Here is a 26,726-nt window from a genome sequence, read left to right as displayed (position 1 = left end):
CTTGAAGGAAGCCAGCGGCTACGTGCCTTTAGAGAACCTCTGCCTCAGCCCGCAATGCGGCTTTGCGTCAACTGAAGAAGGGAATACCTTGACTGAAGAAGAAGAATGGAACAAGCTGAAGTTCATCAAAGAAGTCGCTGACGAAGTTTGGGGCGAATAAAAACTAAACTGATTAAGGATTACAGAAAAACTCCTGTGCAAGCTAGTAGCACAGGAGTTTATTTGCTGCTTATTCTATTATTGCTTAACTAAAACTTTTCGCCGACTTCCGCTGATGCAACATCCAGCAGAGGCTGGCCGTCTTGGTCAAAGTAGCTGTCGATGTCCCGGCACCAAATGATGGCGATGGTGTTTTTTCCGCAGTGAACGCCGACAACGGGGCCAATGATGGACCGGTCAAACTTGTCCTTTGGGAAAGCAGCCTGGTAATCTTTAAGCCATTCGTCGCCCCGGTCCGGATTGGCCGCGTCAAAAATCGTGGCCTGGATTGGGTAGTCCTTGTTTTCCGTCAATTCGCGGAAGTCGTTTTGGACATGCTTGTAGGCCCGCTTGTATTGCCGCTCCTTGGCAATGGCGGAGATGTGGCCAGTCTTTTGCACGTCCATGGCCAGGATTGGTGTAATGTGGAGCAGGGTGCCGATAAAGCTGGCCGCGTTTGACAGGCGGCCGGTCCGCTTGAGGTGGCCCAGGTTGTCGACCAGGAAACGGACGCCGATCGTTTTGCGCAGGTCTTCCAGGTCCTGCATGATGAGGTCGACGCTGGCTCCGGCATTAACCAGGCGGGCAGCCAAAATAGCGCAGTCAGCCAGGCCGGCACAGGTCGTACGGCAGTCAAAAGGATGGATCTTGATCCGGTCTTCTTCAGCCGCGTAGTTGACCAGGTTGGTGTAGGAGCTGGAGATCCCGCTGGACAAAGGCAGGATGATCACGTCGGTGTAGCCGTCTTCCACGTAGCGGTCGACGAATTCCATAATCTGACCCAAAGATGGCTGGGAAGTGGTCGGCAGGGTCTGGCTGCTGGAGATTTTTTCATAAAATTCTTCATAGCTGATGTCGACTAAGTCGTAGTAGGTCTTCCCGTCCCAAATCAAGGGAATCGGCACCACGTCGATATGGTACTTCTCTTGTTGCTCCTTGCTCAGGTAAGCAGAACTGTCGGTTAAAACAGCAATTTTCATATTTTTTCCTCCGAGCATTATTATTCTAAAAACTTTTATCCTAAGCATATTTTAGTGAAAAATGGATAAATGGGCAAGATGGGGAGAAAATGCTTGCCGCCGGATAAAAGCAGGATTATAGTTAAGGTAGAAGGATTTATTGCCAAAAATAAACTACTGACCACATGCGCGAATGGAGGCGGACGGTATGGAAGACATTTTCTTTACGGTAACAGGCTGCAACCACTACTTTGGCACGGAAGCTTTCAAGCCGAGAATGAAGGTTACCTTGTACAAGGAACCTGACAACAAGTATGACAAGGAAGCCATTAGGGTGGAAGCCCGGGCTTTAGGCAAGATCGGCTACGTGGCCAACAGCCCGTACACGGTCTTGGGCGAAAGCCGCAGCGCCGGCCGCCTGTACGACTTGATCGACGACGGGGCGACAGGCCGGGTGCTCTATGTCCTGCCACAAGGCCTGGTCTGCGAGCTGGAAGAGACTGGTTTTGAAAAAGTTAAAAAGATTTATAAAAAACACAGGCATTATTAATTTGCCGTGAAAAATCCTGCTTGCGACAGCAATGTTGCTTTCAAGCAGGATTTTGCTTTTTTAAAGAAAATATATACCGGTAAATCCCGAACGATAGATTAACTCTGCTTGGTTTGTGTTAATAGCATTAAAGCTTTTAGCAAAAATCCCCCTTTAAAAAAGTGAAAATGGTGCTAGAATAGTAACAATTATTTTCTTACAGGGGTAAAAGACACTATGAAAAAACTGATTGACCTCCACCTGCACTTAGATGGCTCCGTGCCTTACCAAACCGTCCGTGAACTGCTGGCTAAAGATGGAAAAAGCCTGCCAGAAGCTGACTTGCGAAAAAGACTTTCAGTCAGCCCGGACTGCCGGAACCTGGACGAATACCTGGACAAGTTCGACTTCCCCTTGTCCTTGATGCAGACAGCAGAAAACCTCCGCTTGATTGTCAGGGAGCTCTTAGCAGAGCTAAAGAGCCAGGGCCTGGTTTATGCTGAAATCCGCTTTGCCCCGCAGAAGCACACGGAAACTTTGACCCAGGCAGAAGCTGTCCAGGCAGTTCTCGCTGGCAGGGACGACTTTTACGCCTGGCAAAAAGGGCAGGAAGGAGACGACCTGCACGCCAACTTCCTCCTTTGCTTGATGCGGCTAGTTGGCCAGGATGAAGCCAACTGGGAAACTGTAAGAGTGGCTAAAGAATTTAAAGACCAGGGGGTAGCTGGCCTAGACCTGGCGGGCCCGGAAAACGAAGAAGTGGCCAACCGCAAGTACGCGCCCTTTTTCCAGCAGGCAAGAGAATGGGGGATTCCTTACACCATCCATGCCGGTGAAGCCACGGGGCCAGAGTCGATGAGAGAGGCCCTGGCCTTAGGGACCCAGCGGATCGGCCACGGCATCCGCTGCCAGGAAGACCCAAGCCTGGTTAAAGAATTGGCTGAAGACGGGATTACTCTTGAATGCTGCGCCAGCTCAAACCTGAACACCAAGGTTTTTGACCAGATCGCCGAATACCCCCTCCGCTCCATGCTGGGGCAAAAACTGCGGGTGACCTTAAATACCGACAATATGACTGTTTCAGCGACCAACCTGCCCCGCGAATACCAGCTCATGGAAGAGCAGGGCTTGACTAAATCCGAAGAGAAGCAGCTCTACTTAAACTCGGTTAGAGCCGCTTTTGCCAGCCAGGAGGAAAAGGACCGCCTTTTGGCCTTGCTGGAAAAATAAGCTGATACCGATAAATGTAAATAGATGGCAAACGAAAACTGCATCCCTGGGGATGCAGTTTTTTGATTAGTTGTTGATGTTAAGCTGTAAAGTGTTAAGTACTAAATTAGATTGATTCAGTTATTTTGTTTATTTTTGTATCTATCTTATTGGTACAGGGCCGTTGACAGGTAGCGTTCCCCGTTGTCCGGGGCTACAGTGACCACCTTCTTGCCGGCACCCAGTTTCTTGGCCAGTTCGATGGCCCCGTGGATGTTGGCCCCAGCTGAGATCCCTGGCAAAAAGCCTTCCAGGCGGGCCACTTCTCTGGCCGTCGCAAAGGCTTCCTCGCTGGAAACTTCGACAATCCCGTCGTAGATGGACTGGTCTAAAGTCTTTGGAATGAAGCCAGCTGAGATCCCCTGGATCTTGTGCGGGCCCTTCTTGCCTTCCTTTAAAAGCGGGGATTCCGCCGGTTCTAGGGCGTAGACCTTGACGTCGCCGGCCTTCTTCAAGGCCCGGCCAATCCCGGTCAAAGTGCCGCCAGTACCAACCCCGGCCACAAAAGCGTCTGGCAAATCGCCGGCAAAGGCGGTGACGATTTCCTGGCCTGTGGTCAGTTCGTGGATTTCCGGGTTGGCTGGGTTTGCAAACTGCATTGGCATGAAGTAGCCCTTTTCCTTAACCAGCTTTTCCGCCAAAGCGATAGAACCCGGCATCCCGTCCTTGCCCGGGGTTAAAAGCAGTTCAGCCCCGTAGGCCCGCATGATCTTCTTTCTTTCCTCGCTCATGGTTTCCGGCATGGCGATGATCAAGTGGTAGCCCTTGGCGCTGGCGACAGCGGCCAGGCCGATCCCGGTGTTGCCGGAAGTTGGTTCCACGATGGTGTCGCCAGGCTTAAGCTTGCCTTCCTTTTCTGCCTTTTCAATCATGGCCAGGGCAATCCGGTCCTTGACTGAGCCGCCGGGGTTGAAGAATTCCAATTTGACGTAGACGTCGGCTGCTCCTTCCGGGACGACCCGGTTTAACTTAACGATTGGGGTGTGGCCGATAGTTTCCAAAATGTTGCCGTAAATGCGGTCAGTTGACATAGTTTTTCCTCCTGAAATTATGCGCTAAAAAAATTCTAAATCTTATTTGATAGTTTGCAGCCAGTTTTTAAAAAAGTGCTGCTGGCTGCTTTCCCAGGTGAACTGGGGCAGGGACATGGCGGCTTCATCGGCGAAATACCGCTGCGGTTTCGCTAGCTTCCGGTCATCACCTCCTCTAGCGGATAATTCCCGCTGGTATTCTTTGCTAAAAGCCTGGGGGCCGTATTCCAGGTGGCTGAAGAGAAAGACCTGCTGGCCAGGCCCGGTGACCAGGGTTAGGTGGCCATCTGGTGTGGCCGCGTTGATGGTCAAGGCTTTTTCTTGCTCAATCTCGCTCCTGTTCATCTCGGCGTAGCGGGCGTGCGGGGCCCGGAAGCCCGTGACCAGGCCGGATAAGAGGGGGGCGGGAGCCAGGATCTCCTGGGGGTAGATGCCGAAAATCTTCTCCGGCAGGGGATGCTTGCCGATCCCGTAGAAATAGTAGAGAGCCGCCATGGCGCCCCAACAGACATAGAGCTGGGGGATGTTTTTTGCCTTTAAGAGGTCAAAGAACTTGGTCAATTCCTCCCAGTAGTCGACTGCGTTAAAGGGCAGGAGCTCGATGGGGGCGCCGGTGATGATGAAACCGTCTAGCGTATCGACTGTCTTGAGATTTAGCGGCTCAGCCGGCCAGTTTTGGGGCCGGGGCCGGTTTAGATAGTGGCTTTGGGGGTAAAAATAAGTGATTTCAGTTTCCGGGCTGGCTTCTTTGATCACATGGCTGAACCGTTTCTGGGTGTCGATCTTGTCATGCATTAAATTGAGAATGCCGATTTTCTTGCTCATCTTGTTTGTCAGTCCTTTTTTAAAAAATAGCAGGTAAATCTGGGAAAACAAAAAGACGCGCGAGCCAAGCTCTACGCGTCTTAAACAATCAAAGTTATTTGGATATTTTGGAATTCTGGTCTGCTCCTAGCTTTCCAGTCCAAGCCAAATAGTGGATTGCTTAAGACACAATCCACAACAACAAGCAGTCATGTTTACGTTGAACAGGTTCTTGTTGAACATTTGGCTTACCTCCTAAATTAGTTACTTGAAGTATAACCGCTATTTTCGGCTTTGACAAGGGAAAATTAGAAAAAAGTTACAGAAAACTAATTTTCTTTATTTTTCTGCTCCTGCAGGCGGAAGTTCTGCCAGATGGCCAAAAGGGTTACCAAAGCCAGGCAGCTGAACATGATAAAGTCGTATCTCCCGCCCTGGTAGCTTCTTTGGGCCAAAGTCCCTTGCCCCCTTTTCTGGGCCAGGGAGATCAAGGCCGTGGCCAGGCTGACGCCGACTGAACCGGCAAACTGCTGAAGCATGTTGAAAGAGGAGTTAACGTCAGCCACGTTTTTCCGGTCAACCAAAGTTGAGGCGTTGGAGATGGTGTTGGCAAAACTCAAGTTGAAGCCGGACCGGATCACGATGTGGCAGACAACGATCAAGACCGGGGTCAGCAAGGGCTGCAGGACCAAAAGCAGGCAGTTGCCCAAAAGAAAGAGGCAGCCGCCCAGGGTCAGCGGGAACTTGAAGCCCCGCTTGTCGGCCATTTTCCCGGCAAAAGGCGAGATGACGGCGCCCACGCAGGAGCCTGGCAAAAGGACCAGGCCGCTGATCAAGCTGCTGGCTGCTAAAGCATATTGGGCATAGACCGGAACGGCGACAGACAGGCCGATGTTGACCAGCTGCAGGCAGAAGTAGGTTAAAGCCGCCAGGCAGACAGTTTTTTCTTTAAAAATTGCCAGCTTGAGCAAGTGGCTGTCTCCCCGCTTGTTGACAAAAACAAAGAGGACAAAGAGGACCGCTCCGCCTAAAAGCAGAAGCCAGGACAAACTGCTGGTCCCGATTAAAGACAGGGCGTAGATGATGGCAAAAAGGGCCAGACCCAGCAAGAGCAGGGAGGGGGCATCGAATTTTTCCTTTTGCCCGGAAACCTGGTTGCGGATGTAGACCTGGCCGCCGATTAAGCTGACTAAAGCCAGGGGCAAAAGGAGCCAGAAGATCATCCGCCAGCTGGCCATTGAGACCACCAGGCCCCCGTAAGTTGGCCCCAGGGCCGGGGCAAAGGAGATGATCATCCCGGCAAAACCGGTCATGAGGCCGAGTTTTTGCTTAGGGACCTGGGTGAAGATCAGCTGGAACATGATCGGGGTGGAAAAGCCGGTGGCGATCCCTTGAATGATCCGGCCGGCCAGCATCAAAGGAAAGCTAGAAGTTAAGGCGCAGATGATGCAGCCGCAAATAAAGGCCAGGGCGGCTCCTAAATGCAGCCAGCGGGCCGGGACCTGCTTAAGCAGGTAGGCGGTAGTCCCCATGACGATGGTCACTGTCAGAAGATAAGCCGTGGTAATCCACTGGACGGTTGCCAGGGGCTGGTGGAACTCTTTGACTAAAAGCGGGTAGGTAACGTTCATGGAGGTTTCATTCAGAATACCGATGAAGGTCATCAGGCCCGCGCTGAAAATGGCGAGGTTGACTTTGCTTGATTTTTTCATAAGAACCTTTCTAAGAACACAAAAAGGCTGTCAGCGGTAGCTCCGCGACAGCCTTTTGCTTTGTTTTCGTTAAAGTTATTTTAGCATAAACCGCCAATTTTTGCCCAGGCATTATTTCCGGTAGAGCAAAAGAGCAGTTCCGGCTAAGTCAACCGTGTAGTCTTCGCTCTCCAGCGGCCGCTTGGTCATCCCCTGGTCGGTTGAGTAGATGATCAGGCCCAGTTTTGCCCCAGCTGGCAGGGTGTAGTAGGTCGGCTGCAGTTCAAATTCCAGGTCGACGAACTGGCCGGCTTCCAGCTTGCTTGGCTGTTTCATGTCCTGGTAGTTCTGCAGGTTCATGTGGGCCTTGGTAATCAGCTTGGCCTTAGTGGCCTTGTCTGGGACGAATTCCTGCAAGGAGTCTGCCCCGAAGCGGAAGCCAAAGGGCTGGTTTCCTCTGGCAAAAATCTTCGGCGTAGCCGTCAGCCGCTGCCGGGTTCCCAGGTCAACCAGGGCAACAGACAGCTGGCCGACAGTTTTATTAGCTGCTACCCGGACCCGGACCTTTGGCCGGCCGACCAGGGTAGTCGGGTGGAGGAATTCCTCGCTTTCAAAGCGGAGGCTGGCCTTGGCCCACTTTTCCTCCCCGCTGATAAACTGGTATTCCCAGTCAGTTTCACTGATGCCGGCCTTCTTGAATTCTGTCCCGCCCAAGTCGGTGAAGGTCAGCTGGCCTGACCCGTTTTCAACCGTTGACAGGTCCCCGTCAGCCGTTGGTGAATAGAGGCTGGCCTGGCCCAGGTCGCTTACCCAGTCACTTTCTGCGTGCCACTTGTCAGCTTCCAGGTTGTCCTGGATCATGACCTTTGGCCATTGCTCATAAGCCCCGTTTTCCACTTCCAAAAGCTCATGGACGAACCAGAGGTTCATGAGGTCGGTGAAGTCGATGGAAACCAGGTTGTTCATGTTGTAGTGCGGACCCTGGTGAAGGAAGAGGCGGGATTCCACCGGCAGCTGCTTGACCTTTTGCCAGATCTTGTAGACGTTCTTTGGCTTGACATTCCAGTCGTTTAAACCGTGAACGGAGATCCAGGAGCACTTGATGCCATCGGCATGGTGGCGGTAGTTTCTAGCCTCCCAGAAGTCAGAATACTGGCCGCTCGCCCGGTCTTGTTTTTCAAACAGGTCAGCCTGCTCTTGTTCGTAAGCCTTTTTAGCTGTGAAATTGCCCCCATCCCAGAGGTTGGACTGGCAGACTTCAGCCAATTTGTCCAGGTCTTCACCCTGGCATTCACCAGGCGCGATTACCAGACCGTGTTCCCGGTAGTAGTCGTACCAGGAGGAAATAGCGGCTTCAGAAACCACTGTCTTCAGTCCCTTGACCCCGGTTGTCGCAATAGCAATCTGCAAAGTGCCCAGGTAAGAACGGCCGGTCATGCCGATATTGCCGCTGCACCAGCTGGCCTTGGTTTCAAAGCGGCGGGTCCGGTCGGTGTAGGCCACCCGGTCGCCAGTCAGCCATTCAATGACTTCTTTTTGGGAGATGGTTTCTTCGGGTGACCCGGTGATCCGGATCCCGTCCCCGTGCCGGTTGCCGATGGCCCCGGAGAAGACGGAGGCAAAGCCCCGGGCCAGGAGGTATTCGTTTAAGCCGTAAGAAGACTTGCCGGTGGCCAGTTCAGTAGCTGGCACGTCCTGGTCACTTGGAGCCGGGCTCTTGACCAAAGGCTTGGCCACATATTTAGGATTAGTCCAGCAGGTCGCGTCAGTCAAGTTCTCATCGACATTGTGGTTGGTTTTTTCATTTTCAATGATCCCGCCAAAGTATGGTGAAGCCGTGTAAAGGGCTGGGACTTTCAGCTGGCCTTGGCTTTCGACTGGCCGGAAGACCGTGACCGGCAAGAGGTCGCCCTTGCCATCGCCGTCAGTGTCCAGGTCGCTTTGTACGTAAACGACCTCGCGGATGACTTGGCTTGTGTCAAAAACCGGCAGGGACTTGCCGTTGAAGAACATAAACTTGCCTTCCCCCCAGAACTGGGTGAAGTAGCCCTTGCCGGCCATGATGTCTAAAAGGATCTGCCCATTTTTGCTCCGGGTGTTGAGCAGGCGGTAGAAGGCAAAAATCAATTCTTCCTTGCTGGTCAAGTCCTTAAAGGCTGGCAGGGCATGCTTTTTTCCGCAGGTCAACGGATCAGTCAGACTGTAGTCGTAGTTTGGGTGGTAGCCTAAAAGCTGCAGGGCAACATTGGCAAACTGGCTGGCGGTGATGGCAGCCGGCGTGTCCAAAAGAAAGGCGGCCAGGTCAGTTTGGTCATCTACGGCAAATTCAGGCAATTTGGCGTCTTTAGCCTGGCGGGTCGTGGCTTCCGCCAGGACATTGCCGGTCAAGACGGCCAGGAGCTCACTAAAGGAAAGGGAAGAGTAGTTTTCCGGCAAGAAGTTGATTGCCAGCAACTCCTCGGTTGCCTTGTCCGGACTGGTTTCAACGTAGGCATATTGATTGTATTTCATGCTTTACCTCATCTTTATATCTTTACATCTATGGGATAGTGTGTCTTTTTGCTTTATCCAGTTTTTTTAGCTGTTTTTTAAGCAAGTTCTCAAGTTAATGCAAGCAAACCGCTTCATTTTTGTCAAGGAAAAAATAGATAAGAAAAAAAGCAACTTTTTTTCCGAAATATGTTTGACAATTTATCCTTGGTCTAATATACTTAATTTGTTGCGTCGGAGCATAACGGTTCGGTAGCTCAGCTGGATAGAGCAACGGTCTTCTAAACCGTGGGTCGTGAGTTCGAATCTCACCCGAATCATGATTGCAACCAGAGAAATCACTGAGGCTTGCCTCGGTGATTTTTTTGTTATGTCCGCAGAAAATTTGCCAAGCCGGCAAAAGTAAACTATAATGGAATAAATATTAAACGTTTGTTCGAGCAATCCTGGTCACTTGGCCGGGGCCTTTTTATTTGCTCGGGATTTTTGACACAAGGCAGGAAATGTAATGACGACGGTAATTTTAGCAGAGAAGCCCAGCCAGGCCCGGGCATACGCGGCCGCTTTTGCCCAGAGCCAGAAGGGGGAGGGGCAGATCAAGGTCGCGGACCCGATTTTGCCGGCAGACACGGTGATCACCTATGGTTTTGGCCACCTGGTGGAAATGGCCCTGCCCGAGGCCTATGATGCCAGCTACAAGCACTGGTCATTAAAGAAGCTGCCGATTTTTCCGGACCAGTACAAGTACCTGGTTCCCCGGGACAAGAAGAAGCAGTTCAATATTGTCGCTAATTTGCTCAAGCGGGCAGATACGATCGTGATTGCCACGGACAGTGACCGGGAAGGGGAAAATATCGCCTGGTCCATCATGCGGCAGGCAGGAATTGATTTGAAACAGAAGCGTCTTTTCCGCCTCTGGATCAATTCACTGGAAAAAGCCGCGATCAGGGAAGGTTTCCAGAACTTGCGGCCGGGCTGGGACTACTACTACCGCTATAAGGAAGCCCAGACCCGGCAGATCAGCGACTGGCTGGTCGGGATGAATGGCAGTCCCTTATTTACCTTGCTGCTAAGAAAGCAGGGGATCAAGGGGACCTATTCAATCGGCCGGGTGCAGACGCCGACTTTGTACATGGTCTATAAGCGTGACCAGGAAATTGCCAATTTTAAGCCGGAGAAGTACTGGCTGCTTATGGCCGATTTTTGGCAGGGAAGAAAGAAATTTACCGGCCGCATGCAGCCGGAAACGAAATTCAAGAGCCCGGCAGAACTGGAGCAGTTTTTGCTGGCTAAGGGCGGGAGCCTGGGCAAGCAGACCGGCCGGGTAGCCAAGGTAGACAAGGAGCAAAAGAGCCAGGCCAGCCCCCGTCTCTTCTCCTTGTCCAGCCTGCAGACGGAAGCCAACCGCCGCTACCATGCTTCAGCCAGCCAGGTTTTGCAGGCCGTGCAGAATCTGTATGAAAATAAGTTTTTGAGCTATCCGCGGACAGACTGCAACTATATCACGGACAATGAGTATGCCTACCTGGCCCAGAACTTAGACCGCTACCAGGGGCTTTTGCCAAATTCTGCAGAAGTCAAAGAGCAAATGAAGCCCTTAAAGGCCGAGAAGCGCTATGTTGACTCCAGCAAGGTCCAGGAGCACCACGCCATCATCATGACCAAGACCGTGCCCAGCCAGGCCCAGCTGGGCAAAATGTCCAAGCTGGAAGGGCAGGTCTATGACCTGATCTTGCGGCGGACTCTGGAGATGTTTTTAAAGGCCTATGTCTATGAGAAGACCACGGTTTTGATTAATGCCGGCCAATTGACTTTTAAAGCCAGCGGCAATGTCAGCGTGAACCTGGGCTGGAAGATCCTGGAAGGGCCGGTTAAAGATGCCCAGCTGCCGCCCCTGGAAGTCGGCCAGGAACTGACGGCGAAATTGAAAGAGCAAGAAGAAGAGACCAAGCCCCCGGCCAAGTTTACGGAAGGGAGCTTGATCACGGCCATGAAGACGGCGGGCAAGACCCTGGACGATGAAGAGGCCCAGGCTATTTTAAAGGACGTTGAAGGGATCGGGACGGAAGCTACCCGGGCCAGCACCATCGAAATTTTGAAGAAGCGGGGCTACATGCAAAGCCGGCAAAACAAATTGTCGGTTACCCCGGAAGGGGCTATTCTCTGTAAGGCGGCGGAAGCTGAGCCGCTCTTAGTCAGCGCGCAGATGACGGCCCAATGGGAAAAGGCCTTAAAGCAAGTCGGGGCCAAAGAGCGGAGCCAGGATAACTTTTTAGGGCAGATCAAGAAATTCATTGCAAAGATGATCACGGAAGTGCCAGGCAAGATCCAGGTTGACCAAGGCTTGCAGGAAGAAGCCCAGAGTCGGCAGGCTAAAGCCGCGGCAATCGGCCCCTGCCCAGTCTGCAAGCAAGGGGAAATTACTGACAAGGGCAAGTTTTACGGCTGCACTAATTACCGGGGCGGCTGCCATTTTACCTTGCCCAAGAAGTTTGCCGGCAAGAATATGGGCAAGCGGATTGTGAAGACCTTGATCAGCAAGGGCAAGACTGACAAGCTGGACGGTTTTGTCTCTAAAAAGAGCGGGCAGCGGTATTCAGCCAAGCTGCAGCTGGAAGGGGACAAGCTTTCTTTGGCTTTTGACTGATTTTTGCAAAAACAATATTTTTTAAAATGAGTTAACAAATCTGTTACAAATGAAATAGTGCCCGAAAACTGTGGTAAAGTATGAAAAGGCATTTCGTGATAAAAGTGTAAATTATCTGGGTGCTTTTTGTTAATAACCGTAGATTTATGAGTTTTGTATTTTTAGAAGTGAAGGGAAGAGTTTGATGAGACGTTTTGCCCTGGGCATGATGACCAGCGCGGCACTGATGGCCGGCCTGGCCAGTCAGGTGCAAGCAAGCAGCAAAGACTACAGTAAGAGCACGAAGACCGATCTTGTGACCAAGATCATGGGTGACAAGAGCTACCAGGTCTATTCCTCGCTCAAGCTGGAAGAGGTAACGAAGAAGGTCAAGACAAAGACCAAGGAAAAGAAGAAGTACACGGTCAAGAAGAAGGTCGCCGTCAAGAAGAGCAAGAAGGGCAAGACCAAGTACAAGACGGTCAAGCAGGTCAAGTACAAGTGGGTGACCAAGACGGCCTACAAGAACGTGAAGAAGAAGGAGTGGAAGTTCGGCAAGAAATTGACGGCTTCTGCTGACTTCAGATATGCTCACGTTCAGTCCAAGTCTTACAAGGTTAAAGATGGCAAGCGCTACTACTACATCTATGTTGACGGCCGGCCAGTCGGCTACGTGAATGAGAAGGCTTTTGCCCTTTCAAAAGCTAATGTGGTTTCTCAGGTCAGCCTGGTCAACAACCCGTCTGATTCAGTTGGCTTTAACGCCGAAGACGCGATTAACTACGTGACTGACCAGCACGGCAGTTTGGTTGACAATGATTCAGTTGAGATCAGCTGCAAGTCTGCTAAATTGAATATTTCTGATACTGGCTATGTGTCCAGCAAGAAGGCCGGGACGGCGGTTTTGACCTTCAAGTATGGCAAGGCCAAGGCGACCAGCAAGCTGACGGTGCGGGGGGATGCCAAAGAAGGGATCAGCTCAGCCAATATAACGCCAGTGAAAACTGACCTGCCAGAGATCAAGACCTGGTCAGCCAGCGACGGGGCCAGCCTGTCCTCGTCTGCAACTATTACTTCAGAAGACGCGGTTTCCAGCTCTCACAAGTACTGGGCGACCAACATGTCCGGCAACGCTAAGGGCGCGGATATTGAAACTATCTTCTATCATCCGGCAGTTTTGAGCGCGCCAGGTTCAAGCAACCTGGAGGCCAAGGTATCTAGTGCTGTGCAAGGGATTGATTTTTATGACAATGACCTGGTGACCAGCAACCTTGACTTAGGCCAGGCCGACAACCGGGAAGCCCGGGGGCACATGGTCTATTACAACATGCGGGGGGTCAAGAAGTACAACTGGCAGCTGATTCCAAGCAAGATGCTAAGCTTCAACACCTGGCTGAGCTATATCAAGAACATCAAGGTCAGCCCATACATGAAGCTGGGCCATGGCCAGTCAGTCGGCAGCACCAAGAAGTATGTTTACGTTTTGGCCAACTGGAACCGGTCCAACAACTGGTCTAACTCCCAGGAACTGCTCCGGGTCAAGAAGTCCACCATGGAAATTGACAAGATCTGGACCTTCAAGGTTTGGAACGGGTCAGCCAAGTATCCGCGGATTTTCCTCAACGCGGACGTAATTGACGACAACACCTTGCTTGCCCTCTTCCACAATGCTGCTAAGCACCGCTATGAATACTGGAAGATCAGTAGAAACGGTGACAGCTTCAAAGCTAAGGAAGTTGGGGCTACGGGCAGTGACCTCATCAGCAATTCCGCTGAAGTCCAGGGCTTTGTCTGGGACAGCGCCTATGACGTTTACTACATTGCCTTCAACGACTACCTCTTTAAGATCGGGGCAGGCTTAGACGGCAGTACGGAAGCTGGCAAGCTTTTGAACTACTACAAGTTTGATACTGGCCGGGAATTTGAAGGCCTGGGCAGCTACAAGGGTGAGCTCTACGTCAACTTGAACCATCCGACGGAAACCTTGAAAGTGGATCATATTACCAAATAGTTGAGTCTAATGATTGTGAGTATAGGAAGAATGAAATTAAAGAAGGGGCTGGTATTTTCAGCCGCATTTATGGCCATTGCCTGTTTGTTTAAAGCTGGTCAGCCAGTTAGAGCGGCGAGTGAGAAGTTGTCGACCAAGGTGATCGACGGAAAGAAGAACTATGGGGTCTATTCCAGCTTGAAGCAAGTGAAGGTCAAGACTGGCAAGGGCAAGAAGAAAAAGACCAAGCTGGTCTGGAAGTTTGGCAAGAAGCTGGCCACTACGAAAGAATTCAAGCTGGCCCATGTCCAGTCCCGATCCTACAAACTCGCCCGGGGCAGACGGTATTACTATGTCTATGTTGACGGCCGGGGGGTCGGCTATGTCAGCGAGCGGGCTTTTGCCAGAAGCAAGATGTCCTTGGTTAGGAGCGTCAGCTTGGTTAACAACGAGCTGGATACCAACGGCTTTGTGACGACTGATGCCATCAACTATGTGACAGACAAGCACGGCAGCGTGGTTGACGTTAATTCGGTGAAGCGGTCGGCCGACCGGATTTCTGAAAAGACGCCTGGCCGGTATGTGGTGACTTACCGCTACGGCAAGGCCAGCGGGAAGGTCACAGTGACGGTCAGAAGCGATGCCAATGAAGGAATTTCCAAGGACGATGCCAAGCTGGGCAAGGGCGGCAATGTTGGCAAGACCTGGTTCCCGCATGAACTGGCCTTTAGAGGCAATTACAATGCCCAGGTTACCCCGCACACTTACGTGGGGACCGACAAGCATGGCAAGAAGACGGCTAAATTGACCACCAAGTTTTATGAGCCGAATTCTTTGAGCCTGCTGGAAGGCAGCCAGGAAACCAATGTCCGGGGCAATGTTCAGGGCTTAGACGTGTACGGCCAGGATATGGTCACGACCAACTTTTATGGCGGGCCAGAATCTTCTATGGACGGAGCCCGGGGGCACATGGTGCTTTATCAATTGAATCAAGTGCCAAAGTATGCCTTGCAGTATATTCCAACTAATACTTTGAATTTCCAGCTTTGGAAGAATTACGTCAAGAGCATCAAGATCAGTCCGTATATCAAGCTGGGCCATGGTCAGTCTGTCGGGTCAACTTCCCGCTATATCTATGAGCTGGCCAACTGGAACCATACCAAAAAGTTGCGGTCAAATGAACTTTTGCAGATTGATAAGAAGGATATGCAGGTCAAGCGGATCTGGACTTTTGCCGTCAGCAACGGCAAGCGGGAAAATAACCGCTACTTCTTAAACGCGGACGTGATTGACGACAACACCATGCTGGCCTTGTTCCACAGCAAGTCCAAGCACCGCTTTGAAATCTGGAAGATCACCCGGACGGGCAACAGCTTCAAGGTTAAAGAAGCAGCCGCTACTGACGGTGACTTGATTTCCAACTCCAGCCAAGTGCAAGGCTTTACTTATAATGTTGCCCACAAGTGCTACTATATTGCCTTTAACGATTACCTGTTTAAAATTGATGCTAAGGGCAACCTGGTCAACTACTACCACTTCAATGCCAAGCGGGAAGTAGAAGGCTTGGCTTCTTACAAGTCAAAGATCTATATAGCCATGAACAAGCGGGCAGAAGTTTTTGACTCGAATATGGCGAAATAGCCTCAAGAACAGGCTCTTAAAAAATAAATATTCTTACTGAAATGCACTAGGTGGATAACCGCCTGGTGCATTTTTAATCTAAAAATAATAAGCGAAGGCTTATTCTATACTGATTAAGGATGAAAAAGCGGATTATTGTTAATGAAATATGAAGAAAAAGATGGATTTTTTTTAGAAAGATGGTAAATTAAGGAGGTATACTTAGTCGCGGTAAGAGTGGATTTTGGGGAAGATAAAAAATGGGGGAGGAGCAATGAAGAAGTACAAATATATTTTTTATTACATCAGTATCTTGTATACGGTGGGGACCTCGCTATGGAGCGGAACGATCTACCTGTTTATGCGGCATAGTGGCTACAGCTACAGCTTGATCAATCTTTTTTTGGAGATTTTCTGGCTGGTCACCTTTTTTGCCGAAATACCATCCGGCTACATTGCTGACAAATTTGGTTATCTAAAAACGATCATGGCCAGTGGGATTATCAGAGCTTTAGGTTTGATAATTTTGGCACTCAGTCCCATGAATTTATTATGGATGACAGTCAGCGGGGTCTTGACCGCGCTGGGGGATTCCCTACAATCGGGCACCATGACTTCCTGGATTGCCAACAAGGCCGTTGAGCACGGTGAAAAAGACCAGCTTGGCGCGATTTTCTCTGGCTACAGTATTATCGGCACGCCCTTGACCATGGCAGCCACCTTCGTTGGGGCTAATATTTTGGGCAATATCCGCCTGGATTTGCCTTTGCTGATCGGCGCGGCCTTTTTGCTCGCGACCAGTTTGACCATCATCCCACTCTTGAAATATGACAGCCAAAACTTAGCTGAGGCGGAAGAAGGGATGCCGAAGCTGAACTTGGTCAACGATGTAAAATACACGGTCAAGCAAGAGCAGAAAACTTTTGCCTGGATCTTGCTTCTGCTTCCCGTGGCAATTATTTCAGCCGGCCCGCTTGACCAGTGGCAGATGTACTTTCAAAGGGGGAAGACCGTCAATTCCGGGACGATTTCTGTCTTGATGAGTCTGTCCGGGATGCTGGCGATTTCCCTTTACAACCGCTATGTGTCTAAAAAGCCGCTGTCTAATAGGGGCCAGACCCGCTTGATTGTTCTCAGCACGGTGATGATGGCTGCTACTTTGCTCGGCGTGGTTGGTCTGAAAAACTGGTATTATGGGTCTTTGAGCTTGTTTATGCTCCATACCATGTTTGGCAGTTTGGAAAACATGCTGGGCGGGATCGTTTTGCAAACGACGATTCAAACAGAGACCCGCCGGGCAACTATTATGTCGGTTGCCAATGCCTTGGACGCGGGCGCGGAAGTCGTGATTTTGGCAATTAACGGCTTTTTGTCAGACCGCTTTGGCATCGGCTTTGCCTGGGTAAGTATGGCTGCCTTGGGTTTGCTGATCTTTTTGCTGGCAATTTTAGGAATGCAGAGTAAGAAGTTGGAAGTTGAGGAAATTTAAATGGAGATTACAGGATTTTTCAAGGATGGCCGCCTGCAGGTCATTCCCCGCAAGCAAAAGGCGAAAGAAGCCTTGTTTGACGCACTAATTGACCGCTTTGAATATGGCCGGGACTATACTGAAAAGGAAGTCAATGAAATCTTGGCGGCAGTCTATGACGACTACGCGATTTTGCGCCGCTACTTGGTTGACACTGGCCGCTTGGAGCGGGACCCTTATGGCCAGCATTACTGGCGGGCAGAAAAGAAAGATTGATTTTATGGCATTTAAGACCACCAGATGGTGGTCTTTTTCTTACGATTTTTTGATTAAAAGCGAATGATATAATCGCATTCACGGGCAATAGTTCATCTTTCTCTTTAAAAAAGTCCCGTTTTCTGTTATCCTAAGGGAAAGCAGACAGGAGGAATAATCGTGACTAGTAGAATCAGTGTTGTAATGGGCTCCAAGTCAGACTGGGGCTATATGCAGGAAGCTTGCAAGCTGCTCGACAAGTTCGGGGTTGACTACGACAAGCAGGTTATTTCAGCGCACAGAATGCCGGAGGAAATGTTCGCCTTTGCCCAAAAGGCAGCCGAAAACGGTACTAAGGTGATCATTGCCGGCGCTGGTGGGGCTGCCCACCTGCCAGGCATGATCGCTGCCAACACTCCCTTGCCGGTAATTGGCTGCCCAGCCAAGACCAGCGCTTTAGGCGGGATGGACTCCCTTCTTTCCATCGTGCAAATGCCAGCTGGCATCCCTGTAGCGACAACTGCCATCGGCCCGGCCGGCGCCAAGAACGCGGCTCTTTTAGCCATGCAGATCTTAGGCATCGAAGATAAAGAACTCCAGCAAAAGATCGTGGACTACCGCAAGGAAATGCACGACCAAGCCAAAGAAAGCAGTGCAGACCTTGTCTATTAAAATCAAGCCCGGCCAAACGATCGGCATCATTGGCGGGGGGCAATTAGGGCAAATGCTGGCTTTTGATGCCAAGGCCAGCGGAATGAAGGTCATAATCCTGGACCCAACTCCGGCATGCCCGGCCGGCCAAGCCGCAGATGACCAGATCGTCGCTGAATACAGTGATATCGACGCCATCCATGAACTGGCCGCTAGAAGCGACGTCTTGACCTACGAATTTGAAAACGTGGACCTGGATGCCCTGGAAAGCGTCAAGGACCAGGTCTTTATTCCGCAAGGGACCAAGCTTTTATACACGACCAACAACCGGATCCGGGAAAAGACTTTTATCCAAAGTGCCGGCTGTGAAGTGGCCAAGTTCAGAGCGGTCAAGAACCGGGCTGACCTGGAAGAAGCCGTCAGTGACTTGGGCCTGCCAGCAGTTTTAAAGACCTGTGAAGGCGGCTATGACGGCAAGGGCCAGGTTGTTTTAAAAGCAGCTCCCGATTTGGACAAGACTGCTGATGTCTTAGCTTGCGGTGACTGCATTTTGGAAAAATTTGTCGACTTCCGTATGGAAGCCTCCGTCATGGTTGGCCGCAACTCTGATGGCCAAGTCACGGTCTTCCCGGTCAGTGAAAACATCAACCAAGGCGAAATCCTGCATGAAAGCATCGTTCCGGCCCGGATTTCTCCGGATTTGGCCCAAAAGGCCCAGGAGGCTGCCGTTAAGATTGCTGAAGCCATTGACCTTAAGGGGATCTTAGGCGTAGAAATGTTCGTTACTAAAGACGACAAAATTGTCATCAACGAACTGGCTCCCCGGCCTCACAATTCCGGCCACTACTCAATTGAAGCCTGCAACTTCTCTCAATTCGCTGTCCACAACCGGGCAATTTGCAACTGGCCTTTGCCAAAGATCAAGCTGCTCAGCCCGGTCGTCATGGTCAATGTTTTAGGCCAGCACGTGGCTGGCACGGAAAAGCTGATCGCCGAAAAGCCGCAGTGGTCCTTCCATGACTATGGCAAGGGCGAGGTCCGCAGGGACCGGAAGATGGGGCATGTGACGATCCTGACTGATGATGTCGACAAGACTTTGGCCGAGATTGCCGCAACCAAAGTTTGGGATGTATAATTAAAAAGCAGATTATTGTTGATTTTTTAAAGGTGGAAAATAAATGATTGAACGCTATACCCGACCAGAAATGGGTGCCATTTGGACTGATGAAAAGAAGTATGAATGCTGGCTGGCAGTAGAAATCGCTGCTGATGAAGCCTGGTCCAAGCTTGGCCACATTCCGGCAGAAGACGTGGAAAAGATTAAGCAGAACGCCAAGTTCAGCGTTGACCGCATCAACGAAATCGAAGCCGTGACTCACCACGACGTTATTGCCTTCACCCGGACCGTTTCTGAATCATTGGGGCCGGAAAAGAAGTGGGTGCACTACGGCTTGACCAGTACTGACGTGGTTGACACTGCCCAGGGCTACCAATTGAAGCAGGCTAACGACATCCTCCGCAAGGACATCCAGGACTTTATCGACATCCTGGCCAAGCGGGCCCTTGAATTCAAGGATACGGTCTGCATGGGCCGCACTCACGGCATTCACGCTGAACCAACTACTTTCGGCTTGAAGTTCGCCCGCTGGTACTCAGAAATGAAGCGGAACCAGGAACGCTTTGAACATGCTGCCCGCGGGGTGGAAGCCGGCAAGATTTCCGGGGCCGTCGGGACTTTCGCTGAAGTTGACCCGGAAGTAGAAGCATATGTCTGCAAGAAGCTGGGTCTGCACGCCCAGGAAATTTCAACCCAGGTCCTGCCACGTGACCTGCACGCTGAATACATTGCTGCCATCGCCCTGGTTGCAACTTCTTTGGAAAACATCGCTACGGAAATCCGTTCTTTGCAAAGAACTGAAATCCACGAAGTTGAAGAACACTTCGCCAAGGGGCAAAAGGGTTCTTCCGCTATGCCGCACAAGCGTAACCCGATCGGTTCAGAAAACATCTGCGGGATGGCCAGAGTTCTCCGCGGCAATGTCGTAACTGCCTACGAAGATGTAACCCTGTGGCACGAAAGAGACATCTCCCACTCAGGTGCTGAACGGGTAATCCTGCCAGACAGCACCATCGGTCTTGACTACATGCTCAACCGGATGGGCAAGATCCTGGCCAACCTGGATGTCTTCCCGGAAACCATGAAGAAGAACATGGACAAGACTTTGGGCTTGATCTACTCCGGCCGCGTTCTGCTTAAGCTGGTTGAAAGCGGCATGAGCCGGGAAGCTGCCTACGACTTGATCCAGCCATACACGGCCAAGTGCTGGGCTGAACAAGTTCCATTCCGGCCTCTGCTGGAAGCAGACCCAACCATTCAAAAGCAACTGACTAAGGCTGATCTTGACGATGCCTTCGACTACCACTGGCACCTGCGCCACGTTGACGACATCTACAAGCGCCTGGGTTTGGAATAAGTGTAAAAAGGTAATAATTTTCAATACGATTGCTAATATAAAAAGGATAGAGAAATTTAGATAATCAAAAGCGACTCATAAAATGAGTTGCTTTTTTGTTCGGATTTTAGTTGATATTTCTGACAGTTTAAGATTATGTCCAAAAAGAATAAGATGGTTTCCGTTTGTAAGCGGAACAATAGATAAAAATGTTCGCCAATCTCTTGACCAAACTTTTTTAAGTTGTTATCCTTAGTTCGAGAAAGAAATTACGAATAGTAATTCCTGTTTACATTATTATAGTTCGTGTTAATCGGAGGGTAAAAAATGGCAGAATTGCTTTATCAGGGTAAGACTAAGGAAATGTGGACCACTGACGATCCAGAAGTGCTCCGCGCTGTTTACAAGGACGATGCTACCGCTTTGGACGGCTTGAAGCACGATGTCTTCCAAAACAAGGGGGAACTTGACGCGGAAATTTCCAGCCTGGTTTTCGAATATTTGATGAAGCATGGGGTGAAGACGCACTTTATCAAGCGTTTGTCTAAAAACGAACAATTGGTCAAGAAGGTCAAGATGATCGACCTGGAAGTCGTTACCCGGAACATCGCGGCTGGATCATTCTGCAAGCGTTATGGTTTGAAAGAAGAAGGCGAGAAGCTGGACACTCCAGTTGAAGAACTCTTCATGAAGAGCGACGCCCTGCACGACCCGCTGATGAATGAATCAGACGCCATTGCCTTCCATTTGCTGACTCATGAAGAACATGAACAGATCTGGGAAATCTCCCGCCAGGTCAACCAGCTTTTGACCAAGCTCTTCGCCGACGCCGGTATGCTGTTGGTTGACTTCAAGGTTGAATTCGGGACCCTGCCAAACGGTGAAGTCGTCCTGGCTGACGAATTCTCACCAGACAACTGCCGCCTGTGGGACATGGAAACCAAGGATCACATGGACAAGGACGTTTACCGCCGGCAAATCGGCAACCTGATCGATGTTTACGAAAGAGTTTTGGCCCGTTTGAAGGATGCTTTGGCCAAGGAGGATTAAGCAAATGACTACTGTACGGATTTACGTTACTTACAAGCAATCAGTTTTCGACCCGCAAGGTGAAGCCATCACCAACTCAATTCACTCTTTGGGCCACGATGAAGTCAAGGGCGTCAAGGTCGGCAAGTTCTTCGATGTAACTATTGCAGAAGGAGACAAACCGGTAGCAGAAACTGTCAAGGAAATTTCTGAAGAGCTGCTGGTCAACTTCAACATGGAAACCTACAGCTACAAGATCTTGGAGGAAAAATAATGAAGTTTGCGGTAATCCAATTCCCGGGCTCCAACTGCGACATCGACCTCTACGAAGCCCTGCACACGGTCTGTGGTGCTGACGTAGCCTACGTTCCTTCCAAGGAAAGCAGCCTGGACGGCTTTGACGCTGTCATGCTGCCAGGGGGCTTTTCATACGGGGACTACCTGAGAGCCGGCGCTATCGCCCGCTTTACCAATATCATGCCCGCCATTGTCGAAATGGCCAAGGCCGGCAAGCCGGTCTTCGGGACCTGCAACGGTTTTCAGATCTTGACCGAAGCTGGCCTTTTGCCAGGCGCTTTGAAGAGAAATGACTCTTTGAAGTTTGTCTGCAAGACGGTTGAACTGGAAGTAGCCAACAACGACACCATCTTTACTTCTGAATACCAAAAGGGCGAGAAGATTAACCTGCCGATCGCGCACGCTGACGGCTCCTTCTACGCCGACCCGGAAACCTTGCAGAAGATCGAAGACAATGGCCAGGTCGTTTTCCGCTACTCAAAGGAAAACCCGAACGGCTCTTTGAACAATATTGCCGGGATCACCAACGAAAGAGGCAATGTCTTAGGGATGATGCCTCACCCGGAACGGGCGGTCGAAGCCCTCTTGGGCAACACCGATGGCTTGCGCTTGTTTAAGTCAATTTTGGACCACGCGGAGGTAAAAGCGTAATGATGCAGGAAATGACTCCAGAAGAAATCAAAGAAAAGAAGCCTTATCTCGATTGGAGCTTGTCTGAAGAAGAATACGACTACATCTGTGACAAGCTTTTGCACCGCTTGCCAAACTACACTGAAACCGGCCTTTTCTCAGCCATGTGGAGCGAACACTGCTCATACAAGAAGTCTAAGCCAGTTCTCCGTCTCTTCCCAACCAAGGGTCCCCGCATTTTGCAAGGGCCTGGTGAAGGGGCAGGGGTTGTTGACATCGGTGACGGCCAAGCTGTCGTTTTCAAGGCGGAAAGCCACAACCACCCAACTGCTGTTGAACCTTACCAAGGGGCAGCTACTGGTGTCGGCGGGATCCTGCGTGACGTCTTCAGCATGGGGGCCCGGCCAGTTGCCACTTTGGACTCTCTGCACTTTGGTGAATTAGATGACGCCCACACCCGCTGGCTTTTAAATGAAACTGTCGCCGGCATCGGCGGCTACGGCAACTGTATGGGGATCCCAACTGTTGGCGGTGAACTCACTTTTGACGACATCTACAAGGGTAACCCAGTCATGAACGCCATGAGCGTCGGCCTGCTGGACGTCAAGGATATGCAAAAGGGCCTGGCCCAAGGTGAAGGCAATGCCGTAATGTACGTCGGGGCCAAGACTGGCCGTGACGGGATCCACGGGGCAACCTTTGCTTCTCACTCCTTTGACTCAGAACACGAAAGCCAACGCTCAGCTGTCCAAGTTGGTGACCCCTTCATGGAAAAGCTGCTGCTTGAAGCCTGCCTGGAATTGACCCAAAAGCACGCTGACTGGCTGGTCGGCATCCAGGACATGGGGGCAGCCGGGATCGTTTCCTCAAGTTCAGAAATGGCTTCAGAAGGCAAGTCCGGCATGGAACTGAACCTGGACCTGGTACCGCAAAGAGAAAGCGGGATGTCAGCCTACGAAATCATGCTGAGCGAATCCCAGGAAAGAATGCTGCTCTGCGTTAAGAAGGGCCACGAAGAAGACGTCAAGAAGATTTTCGACTTCTACGACCTTGACGCCGTTGTTATCGGCCGGATTACTAGCGGCCACAACTACGTTTTGCGCCACCACGGCGAAGTTGTCTGCGACATCCCGGTAACCAGCCTGACGGAAGACGTCTTAGAAGAGCCAAGCGAAGAAAAGCAGCCGCAGCACATGATCGATGACGCGGCTAAGCCGGCCTGGGAACCTGAGATTGCTGATTTGGCAAAGACCTACAAGCAGATGCTGGCCCAGCCAACCATCGCTTCTAAGGAAATGTTCACCCAGACCTACGACTCCATGGTCAGAACCAGCACGGTTGTCGGGCCTGGTGAAGACAGCGGCGTTTTGCGGGTTCGCGGCACCCACAAGGGGATTGCCATGACCACTGACGGTAACGGCCGCTTTATCTACCTGGACCCGGAAATCGGGGGCAAGCGGGCCGTTGTTGAAGCAGCTGGCAACATCATCGCCAGCGGGGCAGAACCTCTGGCCATCACTGACTGCTTGAACTTCGGTAACCCGAATGAACCAGAAGTCTTCTGGGAACTCCACCACTCAGTCATGGGGATCGCCAAGGCCTGTGAAGTCTTGGAAACCCCAGTTGTTTCCGGTAACGTTTCCCTTTACAACGAAACTGACGACAAGTCCATTTACCCAACCCCAATGGTCGGCATGGTTGGTCTGGTCAAGAACCTGGACCACCTGATCAGAGACAGCTTCCAAGAAGCAGGTGACGACCTTTACTTGGTCGGCCAAACCGGGGCAGACTACGCCGGCTCAGAACTGCAAAAGATGCTGACCGGGGAAATCTCCGGGTCCTTGAACGATTTGGACTTAGACCACATTAAGGACTACCAGAAGCGCCTCTTGGCCCAAATGGAAGCCGGCCACGTGGCCAGCGCCCACGACTTAAGCGAGGGCGGCCTGGCTGTAAGTCTGGCTGAAAGCAGCTTTGGCCACGGGATCGGGGCAGAAGTTGCCTGCGACTTGACCAGTGCCGAACTCTTCAGCGAAACTCCAGGCCGCTTCCTGGTCAGCGTGCCAAGCGAATACTCAGCTGAATTTGCTGCAGCTTTAGCCGGCGACGCGGTCAAGATCGGCCAAACGGCTGGCGATAGCCTGAAGCTGACCTTGAAGGACCAAGCAGCCGACTTGCCGGTAGCGGAATTGAAGCAAATTTGGGAGGAAGCCCTGCCATGCCTTATGAAATCAAAGGATTAAATGAAGAATGCGGCGTTTTCGGGATCTACAATGTCCCTGACGCGGCCAACGTGACCTACTTTGGTCTCCATGCCCTCCAGCACCGGGGCCAGCAGGGGGCCGGGATCGTGGCTAGCGATGGCCAGAAGCTCCGCCAGTTCCGTGACCGGGGTCTCTTGTCAGAAGTCTTCTCCAACCCGGCTGACCTGGACTTTTTAAAAGGGAACATGGCTATCGGCCACGTTCGCTACGGTACTGCCGGTTCAGACTCCCTGGCCAATGTCCAGCCCTTCCTCTTCCACTTCCAGGACGGGGAAATCGCCCTTTGCCACAACGGGAATTTGACCAATGCCAAGACGCTGAAAAAGCGCCTGGAAGATTCCGGGTCAGTCTTTCAGTCAAGCTCAGACACGGAAGTCTTGATCCACTTGATCCGCCGCAAGGTCCGCATGCCTTTTATCGAAGCTTTAAAAGCCAGCTTGAACGAAGTCAAAGGGGGCTTTGCCTTCCTCTTGATGACCAATGACACCCTCTATGCCGCCCTTGATCCTAATGGCTTCCGACCCCTGGTTTTAGGGCAAATGGACAACGGCAGCTATGTCGTGGCCAGTGAATCCTGCGCCCTTGACGCGGTACACGCCAAGCTGGTCCGGGATGTGCAGCCAGGTGAACTCATCATCATCAACAAAGACGGGATCAAGATTGACCACTACACGACTGAAACCCAGCTGGCCGTCTGCTCAATGGAATACATCTACTTTGCCCGGCCAGACTCCATTATCCACGGGGTTAACATCCACACCGCCAGAAAGCGGATGGGGATGCTGCTGGCTAAGGAACAGCCAGCTCCAGAAGATGCGGATATGGTCATCGGGGTGCCGAACTCCTCACTGTCAGCCGCGACTGGTTATGCTGAAGCAGCTGGCCTGCCTTACGAAATGGGCTTGATCAAGAACCAATATATTGCCCGGACCTTCATCGAGCCGACCCAGGCTCTGCGTGAGCAGGGGGTTAAAATGAAGCTGGCTCCTGTCCGCGGGGTGGTCAGCGGCAAAAATATCGTGGTCGTTGACGATTCAATCGTCCGCGGGACGACTTCCCGGCAGATCGTGCAGATGCTGAAAGAAGCCGGGGCCAAGTCCGTTCACATGCGGATTGCTTCTCCGCCTTTCAAATACCCGCACTTCTACGGGATTGATATTTCTGAAAGAAAAGACTTGATGGCGGCCAAGTACAGCGTCAGCGACATGTGCAAGCTGATCGGGGCCGACAGCCTGGCCTTTTTGAGCATTCCAAGCCTGATCAAGGCAGTCGACATGCCAGACGCCGGTGACGCGCCAAACGGGGGCCTTACGGTTGCTTACTTTGACGGCAAGTATCCGACTCCTTTGTACGACTACGAAGAACAAATCAAGGAACCGCTGAATGTGGAACCGGTTGAAGAAATTTTAAAGAAGCAAAACAGAGGTGAATGATCGTGAATCGCTATAAGGATGCAGGCGTTGATGTTAATGCCGGCTATGAACTGGTGCGCCGGATCAAGGGGGCGGTAGCCTCAACCAAGCGGCCAGGCTACGTGGGCAATATTGGCGGCTTTGGCGGCCTGTTTGACCTTGATTCCCTGGGCTATGACCACCCGGTCCTGGTTTCCGGGACTGACGGGGTCGGCACCAAGCTGATGATCGCCCAAAAGATGGACAAGAATGACACCGTTGGGATCGATGTAGTGGCCATGTGCGTTAACGACGTCCTGGCTCAAGGGGCTGAACCGCTCTTTTTCCTGGACTACATTGCCTGCGGGCACAACGATCCAGCCCTCCTGGCTTCAGTTGTCCAAGGCGTGGCTGAAGGCTGCAAGCAGGCCGGGGCCAGCTTGATCGGCGGGGAAACCGCGGAAATGCCAGACATGTACGCCCCAGACGAATACGACTTGGCCGGCTTTACAGTTGGGGTAGCGGAAAAAGACCGCCTTTTGTCAGTTGACACTCCGCAAGCTGGTGACGTTCTCTTGGGCCTGGCTTCAAGCGGGGTCCACTCCAATGGCTTTTCATTGGTCCGCAAGATCCTCTTTAAGGACCATGATGTCAAGCTGACTGACAAGCCAGCTGAACTGAAGGGCAAGAGCGTGAGCGAAAGCCTGCTGGCTCCAACCAGAATCTACATCAAGTCTGTTCTGCCTTTGATCAAGCAAGGGCTGATTCACGGCGTGGCCCACATTACCGGGGGTGGCCTTATCGAAAACGTGCCGCGGATGTTCAATGACGGCCTGCGGGCAGAAATTGCCGCTGGCAGCTGGGAAGTCCCGGACATCTTCAACTACCTCAAGCAAGTCGGCAATTTGTCAGATGATGACTGCTGGCGGACCTTCAACATGGGTCTGGGGATGATCCTGGCAGTACCAGCTGACAAGAAGGAAGAAGCCAAGCAGCTGCTTTTGGCGAGTGGTGAAAAGGTCTTTGAGGTTGGCCACTTGAATGAGAGAACTGACGGCGAGAAGATCATTATCAAATAGGT

General features: G+C 51.5%; 21 protein-coding genes, 1 tRNA gene and 1 pseudogene. 18 read left to right on the top strand and 5 right to left on the bottom strand.

Annotated elements, in window-relative coordinates:
- A pseudogene (locus tag ACLUXO_RS02585) lies at positions 1 to 160 on the top strand (5-methyltetrahydrofolate--homocysteine methyltransferase); the annotation flags it as partial.
- A gap of 88 nt (positions 161 to 248) precedes the next feature.
- On the opposite strand, the gene ACLUXO_RS02580 reads toward ACLUXO_RS02585, so the two are convergent.
- A complete protein-coding gene (locus ACLUXO_RS02580) occupies positions 249 to 1,178 on the bottom strand; it encodes a DegV family protein (protein WP_412136209.1) in 930 nt (309 codons plus the stop codon).
- A 187-nt stretch (positions 1,179 to 1,365) separates the two neighbouring features.
- On the opposite strand from ACLUXO_RS02580, the gene ACLUXO_RS02575 reads away from it, so the two are divergent.
- Both ACLUXO_RS02575 and add read left to right on the top strand, forming a co-directional pair.
- Positions 1,366 to 1,707 (top strand): HIRAN domain-containing protein, encoded by a 342-nt coding sequence (locus tag ACLUXO_RS02575; RefSeq protein WP_035162291.1) that lies wholly within the window; start codon positions 1,366 to 1,368, stop codon positions 1,705 to 1,707.
- A gap of 216 nt (positions 1,708 to 1,923) precedes the next feature.
- Positions 1,924 to 2,916 carry an adenosine deaminase gene (add, locus tag ACLUXO_RS02570; protein ID WP_412136208.1) on the top strand — a complete coding sequence of 331 codons (993 nt, stop codon included), beginning with the start codon at positions 1,924 to 1,926 and terminating at the stop codon, positions 2,914 to 2,916.
- 146 nt (positions 2,917 to 3,062) lie between these two features.
- On the opposite strand, the gene cysK is transcribed toward add, so the two are convergent.
- The 4 genes from cysK to ACLUXO_RS02550 form a co-directional block, all read right to left on the bottom strand.
- Positions 3,063 to 3,986, bottom strand: a complete 924-nt coding sequence (gene cysK / locus ACLUXO_RS02565; RefSeq protein ID WP_412136207.1) for a cysteine synthase A — start codon at positions 3,984 to 3,986, stop codon at positions 3,063 to 3,065.
- Positions 3,987 to 4,028: 42 nt separating this feature from the next.
- Complete coding sequence (locus ACLUXO_RS02560; protein WP_412136206.1) at positions 4,029 to 4,811, bottom strand: homoserine O-succinyltransferase; 783 nt, start codon at positions 4,809 to 4,811, stop codon at positions 4,029 to 4,031.
- A gap of 308 nt (positions 4,812 to 5,119) precedes the next feature.
- Positions 5,120 to 6,502, bottom strand: coding sequence for an MFS transporter (locus ACLUXO_RS02555; RefSeq protein ID WP_412136205.1), 1,383 nt, complete (start codon positions 6,500 to 6,502; stop codon positions 5,120 to 5,122).
- A gap of 111 nt (positions 6,503 to 6,613) precedes the next feature.
- Complete coding sequence (locus ACLUXO_RS02550) at positions 6,614 to 8,992, bottom strand: Xaa-Pro dipeptidyl-peptidase (RefSeq protein ID WP_412136204.1); 2,379 nt, start codon at positions 8,990 to 8,992, stop codon at positions 6,614 to 6,616.
- 225 nt (positions 8,993 to 9,217) lie between these two features.
- Between ACLUXO_RS02550 and ACLUXO_RS02545 the strand changes: the two genes are divergently transcribed.
- From ACLUXO_RS02545 to purM, 15 genes are all read left to right on the top strand, one after another.
- Positions 9,218 to 9,291 (top strand) — tRNA-Arg (locus tag ACLUXO_RS02545).
- Between the two features lie 188 nt (positions 9,292 to 9,479).
- Entirely contained in the window at positions 9,480 to 11,618 is a 2,139-nt protein-coding gene (locus ACLUXO_RS02540; protein WP_412136203.1) for a type IA DNA topoisomerase, read from the top strand.
- Between the two features lie 184 nt (positions 11,619 to 11,802).
- Positions 11,803 to 13,608 carry a hypothetical protein gene (locus ACLUXO_RS02535; protein ID WP_412136202.1) on the top strand — a complete coding sequence of 602 codons (1,806 nt, stop codon included), beginning with the start codon at positions 11,803 to 11,805 and terminating at the stop codon, positions 13,606 to 13,608.
- 30 nt (positions 13,609 to 13,638) lie between these two features.
- Positions 13,639 to 15,228: a hypothetical protein gene (locus ACLUXO_RS02530; RefSeq protein WP_412136201.1), complete on the top strand. Its 1,590-nt coding sequence runs from the start codon at positions 13,639 to 13,641 to the stop codon at positions 15,226 to 15,228.
- 253 nt (positions 15,229 to 15,481) lie between these two features.
- Entirely contained in the window at positions 15,482 to 16,696 is a 1,215-nt protein-coding gene (locus ACLUXO_RS02525; protein ID WP_412136200.1) for an MFS transporter, read from the top strand.
- Positions 16,697 to 16,951, top strand: a complete 255-nt coding sequence (locus tag ACLUXO_RS02520) for a DUF2087 domain-containing protein (RefSeq protein ID WP_412136199.1) — start codon at positions 16,697 to 16,699, stop codon at positions 16,949 to 16,951.
- Between the two features lie 183 nt (positions 16,952 to 17,134).
- Positions 17,135 to 17,602, top strand: a complete 468-nt coding sequence (purE, locus tag ACLUXO_RS02515) for a 5-(carboxyamino)imidazole ribonucleotide mutase (protein WP_004560842.1) — start codon at positions 17,135 to 17,137, stop codon at positions 17,600 to 17,602.
- Entirely contained in the window at positions 17,592 to 18,716 is a 1,125-nt protein-coding gene (gene purK, locus ACLUXO_RS02510) for a 5-(carboxyamino)imidazole ribonucleotide synthase (protein ID WP_412136198.1), read from the top strand. The genes purE and purK overlap by 11 nt, the downstream gene beginning before the upstream one ends.
- A gap of 43 nt (positions 18,717 to 18,759) precedes the next feature.
- Entirely contained in the window at positions 18,760 to 20,055 is a 1,296-nt protein-coding gene (gene purB, locus ACLUXO_RS02505) for an adenylosuccinate lyase (RefSeq protein ID WP_215465791.1), read from the top strand.
- A 306-nt stretch (positions 20,056 to 20,361) separates the two neighbouring features.
- Positions 20,362 to 21,084 (top strand): phosphoribosylaminoimidazolesuccinocarboxamide synthase, encoded by a 723-nt coding sequence (gene purC, locus ACLUXO_RS02500; protein WP_003615550.1) that lies wholly within the window; start codon positions 20,362 to 20,364, stop codon positions 21,082 to 21,084.
- 4 nt (positions 21,085 to 21,088) lie between these two features.
- Positions 21,089 to 21,337, top strand: coding sequence for a phosphoribosylformylglycinamidine synthase subunit PurS (purS, locus tag ACLUXO_RS02495; RefSeq protein WP_279189030.1), 249 nt, complete (start codon positions 21,089 to 21,091; stop codon positions 21,335 to 21,337).
- Positions 21,337 to 22,011 (top strand): phosphoribosylformylglycinamidine synthase subunit PurQ, encoded by a 675-nt coding sequence (gene purQ / locus ACLUXO_RS02490; protein WP_003615545.1) that lies wholly within the window; start codon positions 21,337 to 21,339, stop codon positions 22,009 to 22,011. Before purS ends, purQ begins: the two co-directional genes overlap by 1 nt.
- A complete protein-coding gene (gene purL, locus ACLUXO_RS02485) occupies positions 22,011 to 24,233 on the top strand; it encodes a phosphoribosylformylglycinamidine synthase subunit PurL (RefSeq protein ID WP_412136197.1) in 2,223 nt (740 codons plus the stop codon). Before purQ ends, purL begins: the two co-directional genes overlap by 1 nt.
- A complete protein-coding gene (gene purF / locus ACLUXO_RS02480; protein ID WP_412136196.1) occupies positions 24,209 to 25,687 on the top strand; it encodes an amidophosphoribosyltransferase in 1,479 nt (492 codons plus the stop codon). Before purL ends, purF begins: the two co-directional genes overlap by 25 nt.
- Before the next feature lie 2 nt (positions 25,688 to 25,689).
- Entirely contained in the window at positions 25,690 to 26,724 is a 1,035-nt protein-coding gene (gene purM, locus ACLUXO_RS02475) for a phosphoribosylformylglycinamidine cyclo-ligase (protein WP_412136195.1), read from the top strand.
- The last annotated feature ends 2 nt before the right edge of the window (positions 26,725 to 26,726 follow it).

The sequence above is a fragment of the Lactobacillus delbrueckii subsp. bulgaricus genome (assembly GCF_046938665.1).
GTDB classification, from domain to species: Bacteria; Bacillota; Bacilli; order Lactobacillales; family Lactobacillaceae; genus Lactobacillus; species Lactobacillus delbrueckii_C.
Note: the sequence above shows the minus strand (reverse complement) of the source record. Positions and strands in the feature narration are given on the sequence as shown.